At 73.2% G+C, this 16,256-nt stretch carries 15 protein-coding genes; 13 read left to right on the top strand and 2 right to left on the bottom strand.

Features of this window, described 5'->3' with window-relative positions:
• The first annotated feature begins 192 nt into the window (after positions 1–192).
• The 3 genes from glnA to AB0E98_RS01855 all read left to right on the top strand — a co-directional run bounded on the left by glnA (position 193) and on the right by AB0E98_RS01855 (position 2,962).
• Positions 193–1,602 (top strand): type I glutamate--ammonia ligase, encoded by a 1,410-nt coding sequence (gene glnA, locus AB0E98_RS01865; protein WP_361697498.1) that lies wholly within the window; start codon positions 193–195, stop codon positions 1,600–1,602.
• A gap of 174 nt (positions 1,603–1,776) precedes the next feature.
• The gene (locus tag AB0E98_RS01860) at positions 1,777–2,547 is read left to right on the top strand and encodes an NAD(P)H-binding protein (protein ID WP_361697496.1); all 771 of its coding nucleotides are present in this window, start codon (positions 1,777–1,779) and stop codon (positions 2,545–2,547) included.
• 43 nt (positions 2,548–2,590) lie between these two features.
• The gene (locus tag AB0E98_RS01855; RefSeq protein ID WP_361697494.1) at positions 2,591–2,962 is read left to right on the top strand and encodes an arsenate reductase family protein; all 372 of its coding nucleotides are present in this window, start codon (positions 2,591–2,593) and stop codon (positions 2,960–2,962) included.
• Between the two features lie 4 nt (positions 2,963–2,966).
• Here the strand turns inward: AB0E98_RS01855 and AB0E98_RS01850 are convergent, their stop codons facing one another.
• Positions 2,967–3,728: a helix-turn-helix transcriptional regulator gene (locus AB0E98_RS01850; RefSeq protein WP_361697492.1), complete on the bottom strand. Its 762-nt coding sequence runs from the start codon at positions 3,726–3,728 to the stop codon at positions 2,967–2,969.
• Between the two features lie 119 nt (positions 3,729–3,847).
• On the opposite strand from AB0E98_RS01850, the gene AB0E98_RS01845 reads away from it, so the two are divergent.
• The 10 genes from AB0E98_RS01845 (at position 3,848) to AB0E98_RS01800 (ending at position 14,222) form a co-directional block, all read left to right on the top strand.
• On the top strand, positions 3,848–5,293 hold the full coding sequence (locus tag AB0E98_RS01845; RefSeq protein ID WP_361697490.1) for an MFS transporter: 1,446 nt from the start codon (positions 3,848–3,850) through the stop codon (positions 5,291–5,293).
• Positions 5,294–5,401: 108 nt separating this feature from the next.
• Positions 5,402–6,334 carry a sphingomyelin phosphodiesterase gene (sph, locus tag AB0E98_RS01840; RefSeq protein WP_361698125.1) on the top strand — a complete coding sequence of 311 codons (933 nt, stop codon included), beginning with the start codon at positions 5,402–5,404 and terminating at the stop codon, positions 6,332–6,334.
• A gap of 357 nt (positions 6,335–6,691) precedes the next feature.
• Complete coding sequence (locus AB0E98_RS01835) at positions 6,692–7,303, top strand: winged helix-turn-helix domain-containing protein (protein WP_361697488.1); 612 nt, start codon at positions 6,692–6,694, stop codon at positions 7,301–7,303.
• Positions 7,304–7,480: 177 nt separating this feature from the next.
• On the top strand, positions 7,481–8,740 hold the full coding sequence (locus AB0E98_RS01830; protein WP_361697486.1) for a sensor domain-containing protein: 1,260 nt from the start codon (positions 7,481–7,483) through the stop codon (positions 8,738–8,740).
• A gap of 34 nt (positions 8,741–8,774) precedes the next feature.
• Positions 8,775–9,248, top strand: a complete 474-nt coding sequence (locus AB0E98_RS01825) for a cupin domain-containing protein (protein ID WP_361697484.1) — start codon at positions 8,775–8,777, stop codon at positions 9,246–9,248.
• Positions 9,239–9,886, top strand: a complete 648-nt coding sequence (locus tag AB0E98_RS01820) for a response regulator transcription factor (protein ID WP_361697482.1) — start codon at positions 9,239–9,241, stop codon at positions 9,884–9,886. The genes AB0E98_RS01825 and AB0E98_RS01820 overlap by 10 nt, the downstream gene beginning before the upstream one ends.
• A gap of 4 nt (positions 9,887–9,890) precedes the next feature.
• Positions 9,891–10,523: a rhomboid-like protein gene (locus AB0E98_RS01815; RefSeq protein ID WP_361697480.1), complete on the top strand. Its 633-nt coding sequence runs from the start codon at positions 9,891–9,893 to the stop codon at positions 10,521–10,523.
• A 51-nt stretch (positions 10,524–10,574) separates the two neighbouring features.
• Positions 10,575–11,381 carry a tyrosine-protein phosphatase gene (locus AB0E98_RS01810; RefSeq protein WP_361697478.1) on the top strand — a complete coding sequence of 269 codons (807 nt, stop codon included), beginning with the start codon at positions 10,575–10,577 and terminating at the stop codon, positions 11,379–11,381.
• Between the two features lie 101 nt (positions 11,382–11,482).
• Positions 11,483–13,426: a hypothetical protein gene (locus AB0E98_RS01805; protein ID WP_361697476.1), complete on the top strand. Its 1,944-nt coding sequence runs from the start codon at positions 11,483–11,485 to the stop codon at positions 13,424–13,426.
• Between the two features lie 55 nt (positions 13,427–13,481).
• The gene (locus AB0E98_RS01800; protein WP_361697474.1) at positions 13,482–14,222 is read left to right on the top strand and encodes a TetR/AcrR family transcriptional regulator; all 741 of its coding nucleotides are present in this window, start codon (positions 13,482–13,484) and stop codon (positions 14,220–14,222) included.
• Here AB0E98_RS01800 and AB0E98_RS01795 read toward each other — a convergent pair.
• Positions 14,195–15,364, bottom strand: a complete 1,170-nt coding sequence (locus tag AB0E98_RS01795) for a helix-turn-helix transcriptional regulator (protein ID WP_361697472.1) — start codon at positions 15,362–15,364, stop codon at positions 14,195–14,197. The two genes, AB0E98_RS01800 and AB0E98_RS01795, sit on opposite strands and share 28 nt — an antisense overlap.
• Between the last annotated feature and the right edge of the window lie 892 nt (positions 15,365–16,256).

The following is a 16,256-nucleotide window of genomic DNA, read 5'->3' as shown; positions in this document are numbered from 1 at the left end:
CGGGTCCCCGGAGGAGGCCCCTCTTACCCGGCGAACCCCACGAGACCACCCCACGACCGGTTAACCTCGGCGAAACAAATGGGTCATCCTTGAGAAATCCCGTCTCTCTAGGGTCGGCGACAGCGCGTCCATGCGGTACACGCGCCACCGAAGCAATCCCCGACCGCGAGCGGCCGGGCTAGGAGGACTTGGATGTTCCAGAACGCCGACGAGGCCAAGAAGTTCATCTCGGATGAGGACGTCAAGTTCGTCGACGTCCGCTTCTGCGACCTGCCGGGCGTGATGCAGCACTTCACGATCCCGGCCACGGCGTTCGACCCCGACGAGGAGCTGGCCTTCGACGGCTCCTCCATCCGCGGCTTCCAGGCCATCCACGAGTCCGACATGGCGCTGCGCGCGGACCTCTCCACGGCCCGTATGGACCCGTTCCGCCGCGACAAGACGCTGAACATCAACTTCTTCATCCACGACCCGATCACGGGTGAGCAGTACAGCCGCGACCCGCGCAACATCGCCAAGAAGGCCGAGGCCTACCTCGCCTCCACCGGCATCGCGGACACCGCGTTCTTCGGCCCCGAGGCCGAGTTCTACGTCTTCGACAGCGTCCGCTTCGAGACCAGCGCGAACCAGTCCTTCTACCACATCGACTCCGAGGCGGGCGCCTGGAACACCGGTGCGGAGGGCGACAACCGCGGCTACAAGGTCCGTTACAAGGGCGGCTACTTCCCGGCCCCGCCGGTCGACCACTTCGCCGACCTGCGTGCCGAGATCTCCCTGGAGCTGGACAAGGCCGGCCTTCAGGTCGAGCGCCAGCACCACGAGGTCGGCACCGCCGGCCAGGCCGAGATCAACTACAAGTTCAACACGCTGCTCGCCGCCGCCGACGACCTGATGCTCTTCAAGTACATCGTGAAGAACGTCGCCTGGCGCAACGGCAAGACCGCGACCTTCATGCCCAAGCCGATCTTCGGTGACAACGGCTCCGGCATGCACGTCCACCAGTCGCTGTGGAGCAACGGCGAGCCGCTCTTCTACGACGAGCAGGGCTACGCGGGCCTCTCGGACACCGCCCGCTACTACATCGGCGGCATCCTCAAGCACGCCCCGTCGCTGCTGGCCTTCACCAACCCCACGGTGAACTCCTACCACCGCCTGGTCCCGGGCTTCGAGGCCCCGGTCAACCTGGTCTACTCGCAGCGCAACCGCTCCGCCGCCATGCGCATCCCGATCACGGGCTCCAACCCCAAGGCCAAGCGCGTCGAGTTCCGCGCCCCGGACCCGTCCTCCAACCCCTACCTCGCCTTCTCGGCCCTCCTCCTGGCCGGCCTCGACGGCGTCAAGAACAAGATCGAGCCCGCCGAGCCGATCGACAAGGACCTCTACGAGCTCGCCCCCGACGAGCACGCGAACGTCCCCCAGGTCCCGACCTCCCTCCCGGCCGTCCTCGAGGCCCTTGAGGCCGACAACGAGTACCTCCAGGCCGGCGGCGTCTTCACCTCCGACCTGATCGAGACCTGGATCGACTACAAGCGCACCCAGGAGATCGCCCCGATCCAGCTGCGCCCGCACCCGCACGAGTTCGAGATGTACTTCGACATCTAAAGAGCGTGTTCAGGGCCGCCACCTCCGGGAAGGAGGTGGCGGCCCTTTGCGTTTCGTCCACGCGTCACATTTCTTCCTCGCCGTACGTCATGTCAGCGAAGACCACGAGACAGCCACCCCGGCGGGAGGATCGACTGCCGGCCGGGGCGCGCGGGAAGCGAACGGGAAGAAGCCATGACGACATCCACGATCCTGGTCACCGGTGGCACGGGCACGCTCGGGCGGCTGGTCGTACCGATGCTGCGGGAGGCCGGGCGCGAGGTGCGGGTGTTCAGCCGGCGGGAGCGCGAGTCGGGGGACGGCGTCACCTATGTGACCGGCGATCTGCTCAAGGACGAGGGGATCGAGGCCGCCGTCGAGGGGGCCGGGATCGTGCTGCATCTCGCGGGCGGGGCCAAGGGCGACGATGTGGCGACCCGGAATCTGGTGCGGGCCGCGCGGCGGGCCGGGGTGGGGCATCTTGTGTACATCTCCGTCATCGGGACGGACAGGATCCCGCTGGGCTACTTCAGGGCCAAGCTGGAGGCCGAGCGGCTCGTGGCGGAGTCCGGGATGCCGTGGACGACGCTGCGCGCCGCCCAGTTCCATGATCTGGCCCTGACCGTGGTGGCGAAGATGACGAAGCTGCCGCTGGTCCCGGCCCCCGGCGGGGTGCGGTGGCAGCCGGTCGACGCGCGCGAGGTGGCCGCCCGGCTGGTGGAGCTGACGCTCGGCGAGCCCGCCGGCGCGGTGCCCGATCTCGCCGGGCCGGAGGTGTTCGAGCTGGCCGAGCTGAGCCGCAGCTATCTGCGGGCCACGGGCAGGCGCCGGCCGATGGTGCCGGTCCGGGTGCCCGGCGGGTTCGGCCGCGCCTACCGGGCCGGGGAGAACCTCGTCCTCGACGGGGCCGTCACGGGGCAGCGGACCTGGGAGGACTTCCTGGCGGAGCGGGTGGGCGGCCGCTAGGCCTGCCAGGCCTGGCAGGCCTGCCAGGCTCTAGGGTCGGGTCATGGAGATCTGGATCAATCCCGCCTGTTCGAAGTGCCGCAGCGCCATCTCGCTGCTCGACGCCGAGGGAGCCGGTTATTCCGTCCGGCGTTATCTCGAGGACGTGCCCACCGTCGAGGAGATTCGCGCTGTCCTGGAGCGGCTGAAGCTGGAGCCCTGGGACATCACCCGGACGCAGGAGGACGCGGCCAAGGAGCTCGGGGTCAAGGACTGGCCCCGGGACGCGGCGGCACGCGATCGGTGGGTGGAGGCGCTGGCGGCGCATCCGAAGCTGATCCAGCGGCCGATCATCACCGCCGACGACGGCTCGGCCGTGGTGGGGCGCACCGAGGAGGCCGTACGGGAGGCGCTGGCCCGGTCGTCACACGGCTAGACCGTCACACGGCTGGGCCGCCCACGCCGAACGCGTCCGCGAGCCCGCGTGTCCCCGCCTCCGTGAGGTGGACGACGCGTGGGCTCGCGCCGTGCCGGAGCCAGCCGAGGGTGAAGAGCCGGGCGGTGAGGGCGGCGCCCAGCGCGCCGGCGAGGTGGTGCTGGTGCTCGCTCCAGTCCACGCAGTAGCGGATGGCCGGGCGGCGCCGGGGCAGGCCCTCGACGTCCACGCCGAAGGCGGTCAGGGCGGTGCGGCCGGGGGCGGTGATCCGGTACGCGGTGTCGTGGCCGTAGGCGGCGGGGCGGTCGCGGACGGCGGTGTCCGGGCGGTGGGTGCCGTCGTGGCCGGTGAGCAGGCCGCGGTCGAGGAGGGCGCGCATCAGGGCGACGCCGAGGTGGCCGGCCAGGTGGTCGTAGCAGGTGCGGGCGCGGTGGAGGGCGTTGGCGACGCCGCTCTCGCGCAGGGAGCGCACCGGCAGGGGCGGAGCGATGAGGGCGAGCGCCTCCAGCGCGGTGGCGACGTCGGGGCCGGTGAGGCGGTAGTAGCGGTGCCGGCCCTCGTGGACGGCCGCGATCAGGCCGCCCTCCGTGAGCCGGGCGAGGTGGGCGCTGACGGTGGGGGCGCTCACGCCCGCCTCCGTGGCGAGGGCGCCCGCCGACAGGGCCCGGCCGGCGCACAGCGCCTTGAGGATCCGGGCGCGGGACGGGTCCGCGATCAGGGCGGCGGCGCGGGCGACATCGGGCTGGTGATTGATAACCGGGGTCACTGGAGTCACTGGGGTCACCGGAGTCGTGGGGGGCATGGGGGTCACAGGGCTCACGGGGTCAATCTACGACGAGCATATTTCGGGCAGTGGCGAAGTGTGCGGGAGCGAGACTCACCGTTGTGACCACAACACCCACGCGACTCCCCCTCGTCTCCCTCAGCCTCGGCTACTTCCTGGTGATGCTGGACGTCACCGTCGTCACGGTGGCCGTCCCCGACATCGGCGCCTCGCTCCACGCCGGGCCGACCGCCCTCCAGTGGTGCGTCGACGGCTACAGCACCGTCTTCGCGGGGTTGTTGCTGCTCGGCGGCGGGCTGGGCGACCGGTTCGGGCACCGGCGGGTGTTCCTGTGGGGGCTGGGCGTCTTCACCGCCGCGTCGGCCGCCTGCGGGCTGGCCACCACGGCGGGCGCCCTGGTGGCGGGGCGGCTGGCGCAGGGCGCGGGGGCGGCGTTCCTGGTGCCGGCCTCGCTGGCGCTGCTGCGGGCCGCCCATCCGGACCGGGCCGCGCGGGCCCGGGCGGTCGCGGTGTGGGGAGCCGTCGCCTCGATCGCCTTCGGGGCGGGACCCGTGGTGGGCGGGCTGCTGGTGGCCGGGCTGGACTGGCGGGCGGTGTTCTGGCTGAACCTGCCGGTGGGGGGCCTCACCATGTTCCTGATCCATCATCACATTCCTGACTCCCGGGGCCTTTCCGGCCCCGAGGCCCCGCGGCTCGACCCCGCCGGTCAGGTGCTGGGTGTGGTCGGTCTCGTGGCGCTGGCCGGGGCGCTCAACGAGGCGGGGACGGCCGGCTGGTCCGCTCCCCCGGTGTGGGCGGCGGCCGGGACGGGCGTGGTGGCGCTGGCCGCGTTCGCCGTCGTGGAGCACCGGCTGGAGGCCGGGACGGCGGCGTCCCCCTCGGGCCGGCGGCCGCTCCTGCCGCCGTCCCTGTTCCGGCGGAAGGCGTTCTCCGCCACGGCCGCCGTCGGTTTCCTGATCAGCTTCGGCTACTACGGCATGCTGTTCCTCTCCACGCTCTACTTCCGGCAGGAGCGCGGTTACGACGCCCTCGAGACCGGCCTGGCCCTGCTGCCCTCGGTCTGCATGGGCCTGGTCGCGGCGCCGCTGCTGAGCCGGGTGACGGCGCGTACGGGACCGTACGTGCCCATGGCCGCCGGGCTGTTCCTGGGGGCGGCGGGTTTCCTGGGCTGGCTGGTCGCCGGGCCGGGCGTCCCGTATCCCGCGCTGCTGTTCGCGCTCGCCGCCACGGGTCTGGGCCAGACGACGACGGCGCTCGCCGCCACCGCCGCCGTCATCGAGGCGGCGCCGGCGGACGGTACGGGCGTGGCGACCGCGGTCTTCAACGTCGCCCGGCAGGTGGGCAGCGCCGCCGGGGTGGCGCTGTTCGGCACGGTGACCACGGCGGCGGGCGGCCTCACCGCCGGTCTGCGGGTGTCGGCGGTGCTCGCGGCGGCCGCGTTCCTGACGGGCGGGGTGCTCGCCATGGCGCTTCTGCTGGAGGTACGGCGGCGACGGCTCTTGTCCCGCGCGTCGGCTGACGGAAACCTGTCCGCCATCGGGTGCTAACGGCAACTGATCTGATGTGGCGGGCCCGCTTTCGGATCACCGACCGTCGAGGGAGTCACCGTGCCTTTCACGAAGACCGCCGGATCCATCGCCCTGTCCGCCGCCGCCCTGCTCACCGCCGCCGTCCTGCCGCAGCAGGCCCAGGCGGCGGAGAGGGCCGACACACCGCGGCTGAAGGTACTCACCTACAACACGTTCCTCATGAGCACGAGCCTCTACCCCAACTGGGGCCAGGCGCACCGCGCCAAGGAGATAGCCGCCGCCGGTTTCTTCCAGGGCAATGACGTCGTGGTGCTCCAGGAGGCCTTCGACAACGCCGCCTCGGACGATCTGAAGGCCCGGGCGGCCGCGGGTTATCCGTACCAGACGCCCGTCGTCGGCCGGAGCAAGGACGGCTGGGACGCGACCGGGGGCTCCTACTCCACGACGACCCCGGAGGACGGCGGGGTGACCGTGCTCAGCAAGTGGCCGATCGTCCGCAAGGAGCAGGTGATCTACAAGGACGCGTGCGGCGCCGACTGGTGGTCCAACAAGGGCTTCGCCTATGTCGTCCTGAACGTGAACGGCACCAAGGTGCACCTGGTGGGGACGCACGCCCAGTCGACGGACAGCGGCTGCAAGGCGGGCGAGGCGGAGGCCGACCGCGCCAAGCAGTTCCGGCAGATCGACGCGTTCCTCGACGCCAAGAACATCCCGGCGGACGAGCAGGTGATGGTCGCGGGCGACCTGAACGTGGACTCGCGGAGCGAGGAGTACGGCTCGATGCTCGCCGACGCCGATCTGGCCCCGGCGGACGGCCGCACCGGCCACCCGTACTCCTTCGACACCAAGGAGAACTCGATCGCGGCCTACCGCTACCCGACCGACCCCCGCGAGGACCTCGACTACGTCCTCCACCGCAACGGTCACGTCCGGCCCCGGGGCTGGACGAACTCCGTGATCAAGGAGAGCTCGGCGCCCTGGAAGGTTTCCAGCTGGGGCAAGGAGTACACGTACACCAACCTCAGCGATCACTACCCGGTGGCCGCCTCGGCGAGTTGATCACCTTGTCGATCACCTTGCCCGCCGACCGGCGGTAACCCGGCCCGTAGCAACATCCAAGATCGCCAAGGTTCCGTATTCACTGGTCGGCAGAGCTCCTGTCCCGTCGCCGGCCATGCTTCAATAGGGGGCATGGCCAGCTACCAGAACTCCGCGACGGGTCGCTTCGACCTCGAGCCCTTCTGGCCTTCCCGTCAGCACCACGACTTCGACCGAGTGTGTTGTCGCGCGATTCCCGCGCAGGCCCACTCCCCCCGCTGACCCGCGTCGAAGTCAGCCGCCGGTACCGTTCCGGCCAAGCGGCCCGCGCCCGCACGTCCTCTCGACGGCTTCTCGCGCGAAAGAGCTGAGCTCTCCATGACGAACCTCCGCACCCTCACCGCGTCCCCGCAGATCCCCGCCCAGGCCGGCCGTACCGACCGCCGCCACCGGCTGCGAGCCGTGGCCCCGGACGAGGTGCCGCCCGTCGCCGAGCTGCTTCACGCCGGGGCGACCTGGCTGCCGGCGCCCCAGCACGCGCTGCCCACCCTGCCGGGCCGCCCGCCGATGATCGGGTACCTGGTGCTCGTACCGGCCGAGCACGCCGAGGCCGGGCCGAGCGGACAGGCCGGGCCGAGCGGGCGGCCGGGGCAGGCCGGACCGGCCGACCCGGAGGCCGCGCCCGTCACCGAGGGCGACGCGCTGGTGAGCATCGACCCCGAGCAGCGGACGGCGAGCGTCGCGGGCCGCACGCTGGACCTGACCTACCTCGAGTTCGAGCTGCTGGCCCACTTCGTCGCCCACCCCCACCGGGTGCACACCCGCGACCAGCTGGTGACGACCGTGTGGGGCTACGGGCACGTGGGCGACGGGCGCACCGTCGACGTCCATGTGGCCCGGCTGCGCCGCAAGATGGGCGCCGAGTACCGCTCGTCGATCGTCACCGTCCGCCGCGTCGGCTACAAGTACGCGCCCCCGGCGGCCCTCTGACCTTCCCGGCCCGGCCTTTCCGACCCGGCCTTCCCGGCCATGGTTCCCGGCCATGGTGGTGCTGGGTACACCCCCGGCCGTCGCCCAGCCCCCGTGACCGGGCGCGGCCGGACCCCGCAGACTTGTACCCGCGGGCCGGTGCACGGCGCGCGGGACGATCCGTGGGGAGAGGGAAGAATGAAGGTCCGGGAAGGCCTGCTGGCCGGGGCGCGTGGATTCTGGCTGGCGGTGTCCGGGGCGGTGACGGCGACCGTGTTGTTCTCGTTCACGGTGGTGTCGGCCGTTCTGATCCTGCTGGGCGTGGGGCTGTTCACGACCCCGCTCATGCTGAGAGCCGTCCGGGCCCACGCCAACCAGTGCCGGGCCCAGGCGCTGGACTGGTCCGGCGTGCGCATCCCGGTCCCCTACGGGCCGCCGCCCGTGACGAGGGACGGGTTCCTCGGCCGGGTCGAGCTGTGCCTGGCCCTGCTCAAGGACCGCACCACCTGGCGGGACGCGCAGTGGCTGCTGGTCCAGATGACGGGGGGCATCCTCACCGCGATCCTCCCGGCCGTCCTGCTGGTGTACGCGATCTGGGGGCCGGTGCTGGCGTTCGGCGTCTGGAAGCCGATCGTGAACGCCGGGGGCAACGAGTGGTTCGCGTTCATCCACATCACCGACCAGACCTCGGCGAACATGGCGGCCGGCCTCGGCCTCGCCCTCGGCGTCCTCGGACTGTTCGTCAACCCGCGTCTGCTGCGCTTCCACTTCGGGCTGGCGGCGGCCCTGCTGCGGCCCACCCGGGAGACCGAGCTGGCGCGGCGCGTCGACCGGCTCACCGAGACCCGGTACGAGGCCGTGGACAGCTCCGCCGCCGAACTGCGCCGTATCGAGCGCGACCTGCATGACGGGGCGCAGGCCCGGCTCGTCGCCATGGGCATGAGCCTGGGCACCATCGAGGCGCTGATGGAGAAGGACCCCGCCGAGGCCAGGCGGCTGCTGGCGGCCGCCCGCGCCGGTACCGCGGAGACCCTCACGGAGCTGCGCGACCTCGTCCGGGGCATCCACCCGCCGGTGCTGGCCGAGCGGGGGCTCGCCGACGCCGTGCGCGCCCTGGCGCTGCGGCTGCCGCTCGCCGTCGAGGTGGACGTGGAGCTGGCGGGGCGGGCCGCCGAACCGGTCGAGTCCGCCGCGTACTTCGCGATCAGCGAGGCCCTCACCAACGCGGCCAAGCACTCCGGCGCCGAACGGATCTGGCTGGACGTCCGGCATGTGGAGGGCACCCTGCGGATCGCGGTGACCGACAACGGGCGCGGTGGCGCCGACCCGGCGGGCGGCACGGGGCTGCGCGGCATCGAGCGCCGGCTGGGCGCCTTCGACGGTCTGCTGGCCGTCAACAGCCCGGTGGGCGGCCCGACGATGGTCACGATGGAGATCCCCTGCGTGCTCACCCGGTGACCCCGCCGGCGGAAGCCGGTGGGAGAGTGGGGCCATGACCGAAGCCTCCGAAAGCTTCAGCGAACGCTCCGCGCTCGTCTCCCTCCTCGGCCTGCGGCCGCATGTCGAGGGCGGCTGGTTCCGGGAGACCTGGCGGACCTCCGGCACGGCCGTCCCGGAGGGGTACCCGGGTCCGCGCGCCCACGCCACCGGCATCTACTTCCTGCTCCACCCGGGTGAACGTTCCCGCTGGCACCGGGTCCGCTCGGACGAGGTGTGGCTCTGGCACCGGGGCGGTCCGCTGCGGCTGCGCCTGGGCGGCGACGGCCCGGAGCCCGACGACGCCGGTGCCGAGGAACTCGTCCTGGGCGCCGGCGTCGAGCGGGGCGAGGTGCCGCAGGCGCTGGTTCCCGGCGGGGTGTGGCAGTGCGCCGAGCCGGCGGGTACCGAGCCGACCCTGGTGACCTGCGTCGTCGCCCCCGGCTTCGACGAAGAGGACTTCACGCTCGCGGAGGGCCCGTGCGCGTAGTGCTCGCCGAGGACCTGTTCCTGCTGCGGGACGGTCTGGTCCGGCTGCTGGAGGCGTACGGCTTCGAGATCGCGGCGGCGGTCGCCAGCGGCCCGGAGCTGACCCGGGCCCTGGCCGAGGAGCGGCCGGACGTGGCGGTGGTGGACGTGCGGCTGCCGCCGTCCTTCACCGACGAGGGCCTCCAGTGCGCCCTGGCCGCCCGCCGCGCCACGCCGGGGCTGCCGGTGCTGGTGCTGTCGCAGCACGTGGAGCAGCTCTACGCGCGGGAGTTGCTCGCGGACGGCAGCGGTGGCATCGGCTACCTGCTGAAGGACCGGGTATTCGACGCGGAGCAGTTCGTCGACGGCGTACGGCGCGTGGCGGCGGGCGGCACCGCGATGGATCCGCAGGTCATCTCGCAGTTGCTGACGCGGCGTGAGAAGGACCGGCCGATGGCGAGGCTCACGCCGCGCGAGCGCGAGGTGATGGAGCTGATGGCGCAGGGCCGGTCCAACACGGCGATCGCCGAACGGCTGACGGTGACCGAGCGGGCGATCGCCAAGCACACGTCCAACATCTTCGGGAAGCTCGCGCTTCCGCCGTCCGACGACGACAACCGCCGGGTGCTGGCCGTGCTGGCCTATCTCGACAAGGGGTGAGGAAGTGTCCCGGATTCCGTCCCGGACACCTCGTGCTCTGCCGCTGTTCGCTCCCGCCTATGTCGGGGGCGTGCAGCTGGGCGCGTACGCCGTGCGGCGCCTGCTCACGCCGGACGCGCGCGAGCGCCTGCTGCGCCGGTGCTCCACCAATGTCGACAACCTCGCCGCCGGCCGCTGGGACACCCTCGCCGGCAGCGCCTTCCTCGTCGAGGCCCCCATGGAGCTGCCGTACGCGCTGCTCCTGCTGGCGGTGCTGGGGTACACGGAGTACGCCTACGGAGCGTGGTGGGCGGCGGGGGCGTTCGCCTACGGGCACATGGGCGCCTCGCTCCTCGTCTACGCGGGGCTGCGCGCCCTGCGCGCCGGTCCCCGGACCCGGTCCGCGACGGACGTGGGCGTCAGCTACGGCCTCAACGCCGTCGCGGGCGCCCTGGCCGCCGCCCTGCCGCGCGGCCCGGCCCGGACGGCCGCCCGCACGGCGCTGCTCACGCTCGGTGTCCGCCCCTGCCTCCAGGGGCGGGGCCGGACGACCTTCACGGACGTGGGCCATCTGCTGGCGCTGACGCTGGGCCTGGGGCTGGGCCCGGCGCTGATCAGGGGGCGCCGTCGCGGACTCGGCCGGCGTTCCTCACAATAAGAGGGCAGAAAATGCGATAAGCCGCGAAAAGCGGATGAGGGAGACCGGCCCATGCCCCAGCAGTTCGACGCCTCGACGATCACGAACCTCCGCGACCTCGGCGGCATCGCGCTCGTCGGCAACTCCGCCGTCCGCCCCGGGCTGCTCCTCCGCTCCGCGGGGCTCGACCGCCTCGACCCGGTGGCCGACCCGGCCGTCGCCGCCCTCGGCATCCACACGGTCGTGGACCTGCGCAGCGAGAACGAGCGCCGCGAGCGCCCCGACCGGCTGCCCGAGGGCGCCCGCCTGATCGTCGCGGACGTCTTCGCCGGGCCCGGCGCGACCCACCCGGGCGGCGGCGAGGCGGTGCCCGGCAAGCTGGAGGACGTCCTGGGCAGCCCGGCCGCCGCCGAGGAGCACCTGGGCGGCGGCAAGGCCGAGAAGGTGATGAGCGACGTCTACCGCTCCTTCGTCACCTCCGAGTCCGCCTGCCAGGCCTTCCGGACGCTGCTGACCACGCTCGCCGAGCCGGACTGCGGGCCGCTGCTCTTCCACTGCACGGCCGGCAAGGACCGCACGGGCTGGGCGGCGACGGTCGTCCTGCTGCTGCTCGGGGCGGACGAGGCGACGGCCGAGCGGGAGTACCTGGCGGTGGAGCCGGCCGTACGGGCGGCGTTCAAGCCGGTCATCGACCGCTTCACGGCCGCCGGCGGCGACCCCGCCATCGTCGACGCCATCCTCGGCGTGCGGCCCGGCTACCTGGCGGTGGCGCTGGAGGAGATGCACCGGACGTACGGCGGGGTGACGGGGTACGTGCGCGACGGGCTCGGCATCCCGGACGCGGCGGTGGACCGGATCCGGGCGCGCTGCATCGCGTAGCACGGACACCCCCGGCGGGGGCCCGTGCCGCCCGGTCGGGTGAGCCGCCCACTCGGGTGACAGGTGAAGTGACCATCGCATCATTCACTCGTTCTACCTACGTGCAGCAGCAAGCAACGGCCTCCCGGCCCCCCGCCCCGCCCACTGTCGACGTCGAGCAGGCCGAAGCCGCGCTCATCGAGCACTATCCGCGTCTGGTACGGCTCGCCTACCTGGTGCTGCCGCCGTCGCTGGGCCGGAACCGCCGCGTGCTGACCGCCCACGCCCTCGTCCAGCGGGCCCTGCCCCGGGGCAGGGCGGGCGCACAGGACGAGGAGACCATCCTGCCGGGGCCCCGGGGCTCCCACGGGTCGCCGGAGGACCCGGGGTACGCCTACGTCCGGCAGCGGGTGCTGGATTCCGCGCTGGCCGCGGCGCGCCCGCGCGGCCGGTTCCGGCTGCCGCGCCCCGGGCAGCTGCCGCCGCCGCTGCCGCAGGTGTGGGGGCTGCGGCTGTTCCCGCGCTCGGGCGGCGCCGACGAGCTCGTGCTCGACCAGGCGCTCTCCGCGCTCTCCGCGCCCGGCCGCGCCGCCTATGTGCTGCGCGCGCTGGAGCTGCCGGACGAGCGCGACGTGGTGCGGATGCTGGCCGCCGCCGGGGTGATGGAGCCGGGCGCGGCGCTGGCCGAGGCCGACGGGGTACGGATCCCGCCGGGCAGCCGGGACGCATCGCTGCTGGAGTCGGTGGAGTTCGACCCCTGCTCCCTCCAGGCCCGGCCCACCGACCTGATGCGCCGCCGCCAGCACACCAGGGCCGCGCTGGCCGCCGCCGCGGCGGTCGTGGTGTGCGGGACGCTGATCGCCCTGCCCGACAGCGGCTGGGGCCCGGACGGCGCCGCCGCACCCCCGTACACCCGGAACACGGCCGCCGAGCAGGCCCTCGACCCGGCCCGCCTGATCACCGCCGCCCCCACCGCCTGGAAGAGCGCCGACCACCCGGGCTTCGCCTCCTGGCCCGCGCGCGGCAGCCGCACCGGCGACAAGGAACTGCTGCGCCGGGCCCTGGCCGTCTGGGCCCGGCCGGGCCCCTCCGTGCAGGTCACCGCGACGCCCGGCACCGCCACCGGGCCCGCCGCCGGACCCCCGCAGCTGCTGTACGCGGGCGAGGCCGACGCGGCGACGGTCGTGCTGTTCCACGACGGGCTGCGCGTCGTGCGCTACGCCGAGTCCAAGGACGGCGGCACCGGCGCGGCCGCCCTGGACTTCGCCCGCGCCGACGCGGCCGACACCGCCACCGCCGCCGCGCTCGTCGTCGGCCGCACCGACGGCAACGTCCGCTACCTGACCGCCCCCTGGATCGCCGACGCCGCCGTACGGGACCTGCGCGCCCCGGGCGCGGCCGACGAGCCGCTGCACCGGGCCGCCGACGGCGTCACCGACTCCGTGCCCAGCCCCGTCGGCGCGAGCGACTGCCACACCTGGACGGCCCTGCGCTTCGGCGACCACCTGGTCACCGACCTCGGCGAGCTGCTCCCCGCCCGGCTCACCGCGGGCGCCCCCGCCTCCCCGCACGACGCGACCGGCGCCAGGGACCGTACGGCCTGGGCCCGTACGGCCTGCCGGCTGACGACCGTACGGGGGCAGGGCGTGCGCTCGGTGAACGCCTGGCAGTTCGCCACCCAGACGCTGCCCGGGGCCGCCGGGAGCGCGGAGTGGTTCTGCACCCGGGCCGAGACCTGGCGCGGCGCGGGCAGCCGGGTACTGGCCCAGTTCCTGGCCCCCGGCGACCGGGCGGGCGCGTCCGCCGCGGTCGTCGGCCGCGCCGAGTCCACGCTCGCCTGCGGGGCCCGCGACCCCCACGTCCTGGCGGGCGCCCTGTGGAAGTCCCCGGGCGGCACCTGGTACGCGCTGGCGGCGGGCGGCGGCGACGTCGCCTCCGTCACGGCGACCGGCGGGGTGCGCGGCAGCGCCCAGGGCCCCTTCCTGGCCGCGCCCGCCCACCAGGGCGCCCAGGCCGACCTGACGGCCCGTCTGGAGGACGGCACCAAGCTGACACAGCTGCGTTGAGCCGTCCGGCCCGGGCCGAACGGCCCCCGGTACGTACCGGTTTAGGATGACCGCCATGACGACCGGGGTACGCCGCAGGATGGGCGTCGAGCAGCGCCGCGAGCAACTGATCGCGGTCGCCCTCGACCTGTTCGGGCACCGCCCGCCCGACACCGTCTCCGTCGACGACATCGCCACCGCGGCCGGGATCTCCCGGCCGCTCGTCTATCACTACTTCCCCTGCAAGCAGAGCCTCTACGAGGCCGCGCTGCGCCACGCGGCCGACGAGCTGGCCGCCCGCCTCGCCGAGCCGTGCGAGGGCCTGCCCGGCGGCCGGCTGTCACGGGGGCTGCGGCGCTTCTTCGACTTCGTGGAGGCCCACGGCCCGGGCTTCGCCGCCCTGCTGCGCGGCGGCCCGGCGATGGCGGGCACCGGCCCGTCCTGCGCGATGATCGACGGGGTGCGGCAGGCCGCGTACGGCCACCTGCTGACGCACCTGGGCGTGCGGGAGCCGTCGCCCCGGCTGGAGCTGCTCCTGCGATCGTGGATCTCGCTGGCGGAGAGCACCGCGCTGCTGTGGCTGGACGGCCGCCATGTCCCGCGCGCGGAGCTGGAGCGGCAGCTGACGCACGCCTTCGCGGCGCTCGTCGCGGTGAGCGCCGCCTACGACGAGGGGACGGCGGCGGTGCTGGTCCGGGTCCTCGGGGACGAGCCGGTGGACGGGCCCTTCGTCCGGTTCACGGCCCGGAGCGGCGTGCCCGGCCCCGCCCGGCTGCCCGCCGGGGCCGGTCAGCCCTCGGCCGTCGTGATCGGCTGAGGTTCCTTCCGTACCCGGTCCTCGCGCCGCGGCGACCGTTTCCCCCGTCCCTGCGACCGTCCCTGCGACCGTCCCTGCGTGGCCACCAGCAGATGGCGGAAGAGCAGGGGCGTCGCGATGCGCGGATAGAGGCACGCGTACATGCGGAACTCGCCGCGCATGGCGTTCAGGCCCCGGGCGCTGAGCACATACACGTGGACGCCCTGTTCGACGTGGACGATGCGGGTGACGAAGGACCGCTCCAGCAGGGCGCTCCAGACGTCCGCGTTGGCGTCGGACGGGTGGCGCACGGCGATCCCCTCCGCCCCGGTGTCCACCAGGGAGACCATGGCGCGCCACTGCCGGGCGCTCATCGCCTCGGCGAGGAAGGAGCTGAGGACCTCGGCGGAGCGGGCGGGGGCCGTCTCCACGAGCCCCGTGAATCTGCGCCGCCGCTCCTTGGCGGCTCTGGCCGCGTGCTCGTCCTCGGCGTAGGCCGCCTCCAGCTCGGCCATGGCCTGGCCCCGCAGGAGCCGCCGGTAGCGGACCAGCTCGTTGTTGACGAGCCGGCAGACGACGGTGGGCACGCGCTGGACGAGGGCGGCGACGGCCCGCAGCCGTTCGTCGTCGGGGGGGACGACGGCGGGGAAGCGCGTCTCGTGGGCCCGCTCGAACAGCGCCGTCAGGTGGTCCGCGATCTGGGCCCGGCGGGCGATGGCCAGGGGGTGGTGGTGGAGCGCGCGGTTGATCCGGCCGAGGGGGACGCCCAGGCAGGCGGCGAGCCGGATGCGGAGGGTGCCGTCGTCCCGGACGGGGAGACGGGCCATGCTCTCGACGTCGCGGTAGGTCCTGCGGCTGACCCCGAGGGAGACCGCGACCTGTTCGGCGGTCAGGCCGGCGTGGACCCGTAGGTCGCGGACGGACAGATGGCGGGCGTCGGAGGCCGAGAGCCGGTCCGGGGGGATCCTGAAGACCCGGGCCAGTTCGGCGATGCGCGCGGGCTCCGGCACGGAGTGGTTGTTCTCGTAGGCGAGGATCCGGGCCTTGGACGTCCCCACCCGCGCGGCGAGGGCCGCGGCGCTCAGCAGCCGGCCGTCGACGGGCCGGGTCGCGCGGAGCACACGCAGGGCGTGCCCGTCGAAGTCCGCCCTCCCACGTGCCACCGACAGCGCCTCCCCGTACGGGAACCGAAAGGTCTGGCCACGGTACCGCTTAGGTCAACTCCCCTCCAGGGACACTACCCTCAGGGGTTCCCCCCGCTCCCCTGGTCGGGCCGGGTTTACTGGTACCGTTTAGGACTAATCCTCGTTCCGTTACCGGCTCTTGGGCGGGAGGGTCGAGGGGTCGGCGGAAACGCCGGCGAAGGAGTTCATCCTTGCGCGGGCATGTTGCTTCTCGCGCAATCGGGGGCACTCAAGCAGTACGTACCCAGTGACATTCACGATGGGCCCGCGTCGGTAGCGAGCCAGAGCGCGGGCCCATCAGCCGGCTGGGTATCAGCCGGCGGGTGAGGGGTCAGCCCTTCATCCGCCGGTGCCGTCGAGGTCGAGGACGATCCTGATGATCCAGAGGATCATTTCGAGGATCATCCGGTTTCGCATCCTCGACGGCGCGACACCTCGGTCCGACTCCTCGTGGCACCGGCATTCCGGGGCCCGACGGTTCCGGCCCGCATCGGGATCACCCTGCGGGACGGCTCCCTCTTCGCCCGGGTCGCGTGACCGCTCGGAGTCAGCCATGTGAACCTCACTCTCTTCGGGGAAACCGGGTCGGCCGACCCGTACGGAATCAACCGGCACTGGTTCCGGAGAGAGCTGGGCAAGAGCCTACAGGGTGTCACGAGCGCGCAACGCCCAGCAGCGCGAAGCCCTGAAAGGTCATCAACGCGCGGGCGCCCCAAGGCCTTTCGATTGGTGGATGCACCCTGGACCGAGAGCCCTTAAGCCCATCGTCAGAGCGGCGCGAGGCCTTTCATCGCAAGGGGGGCGCACGCAACTACGTGTGAAACAAAAGGATTTGTTACCTTCAAGTAGGGCGGAAGCGAGTCGAGCACCC

The sequence above is a fragment of the Streptomyces sp. NPDC037389 genome (genome assembly GCF_040636475.1).
Lineage (GTDB): Bacteria > Actinomycetota > Actinomycetes > Streptomycetales > Streptomycetaceae > Streptomyces > Streptomyces hesseae.
This window is presented reverse-complemented; position numbering and strand designations above follow the sequence as displayed.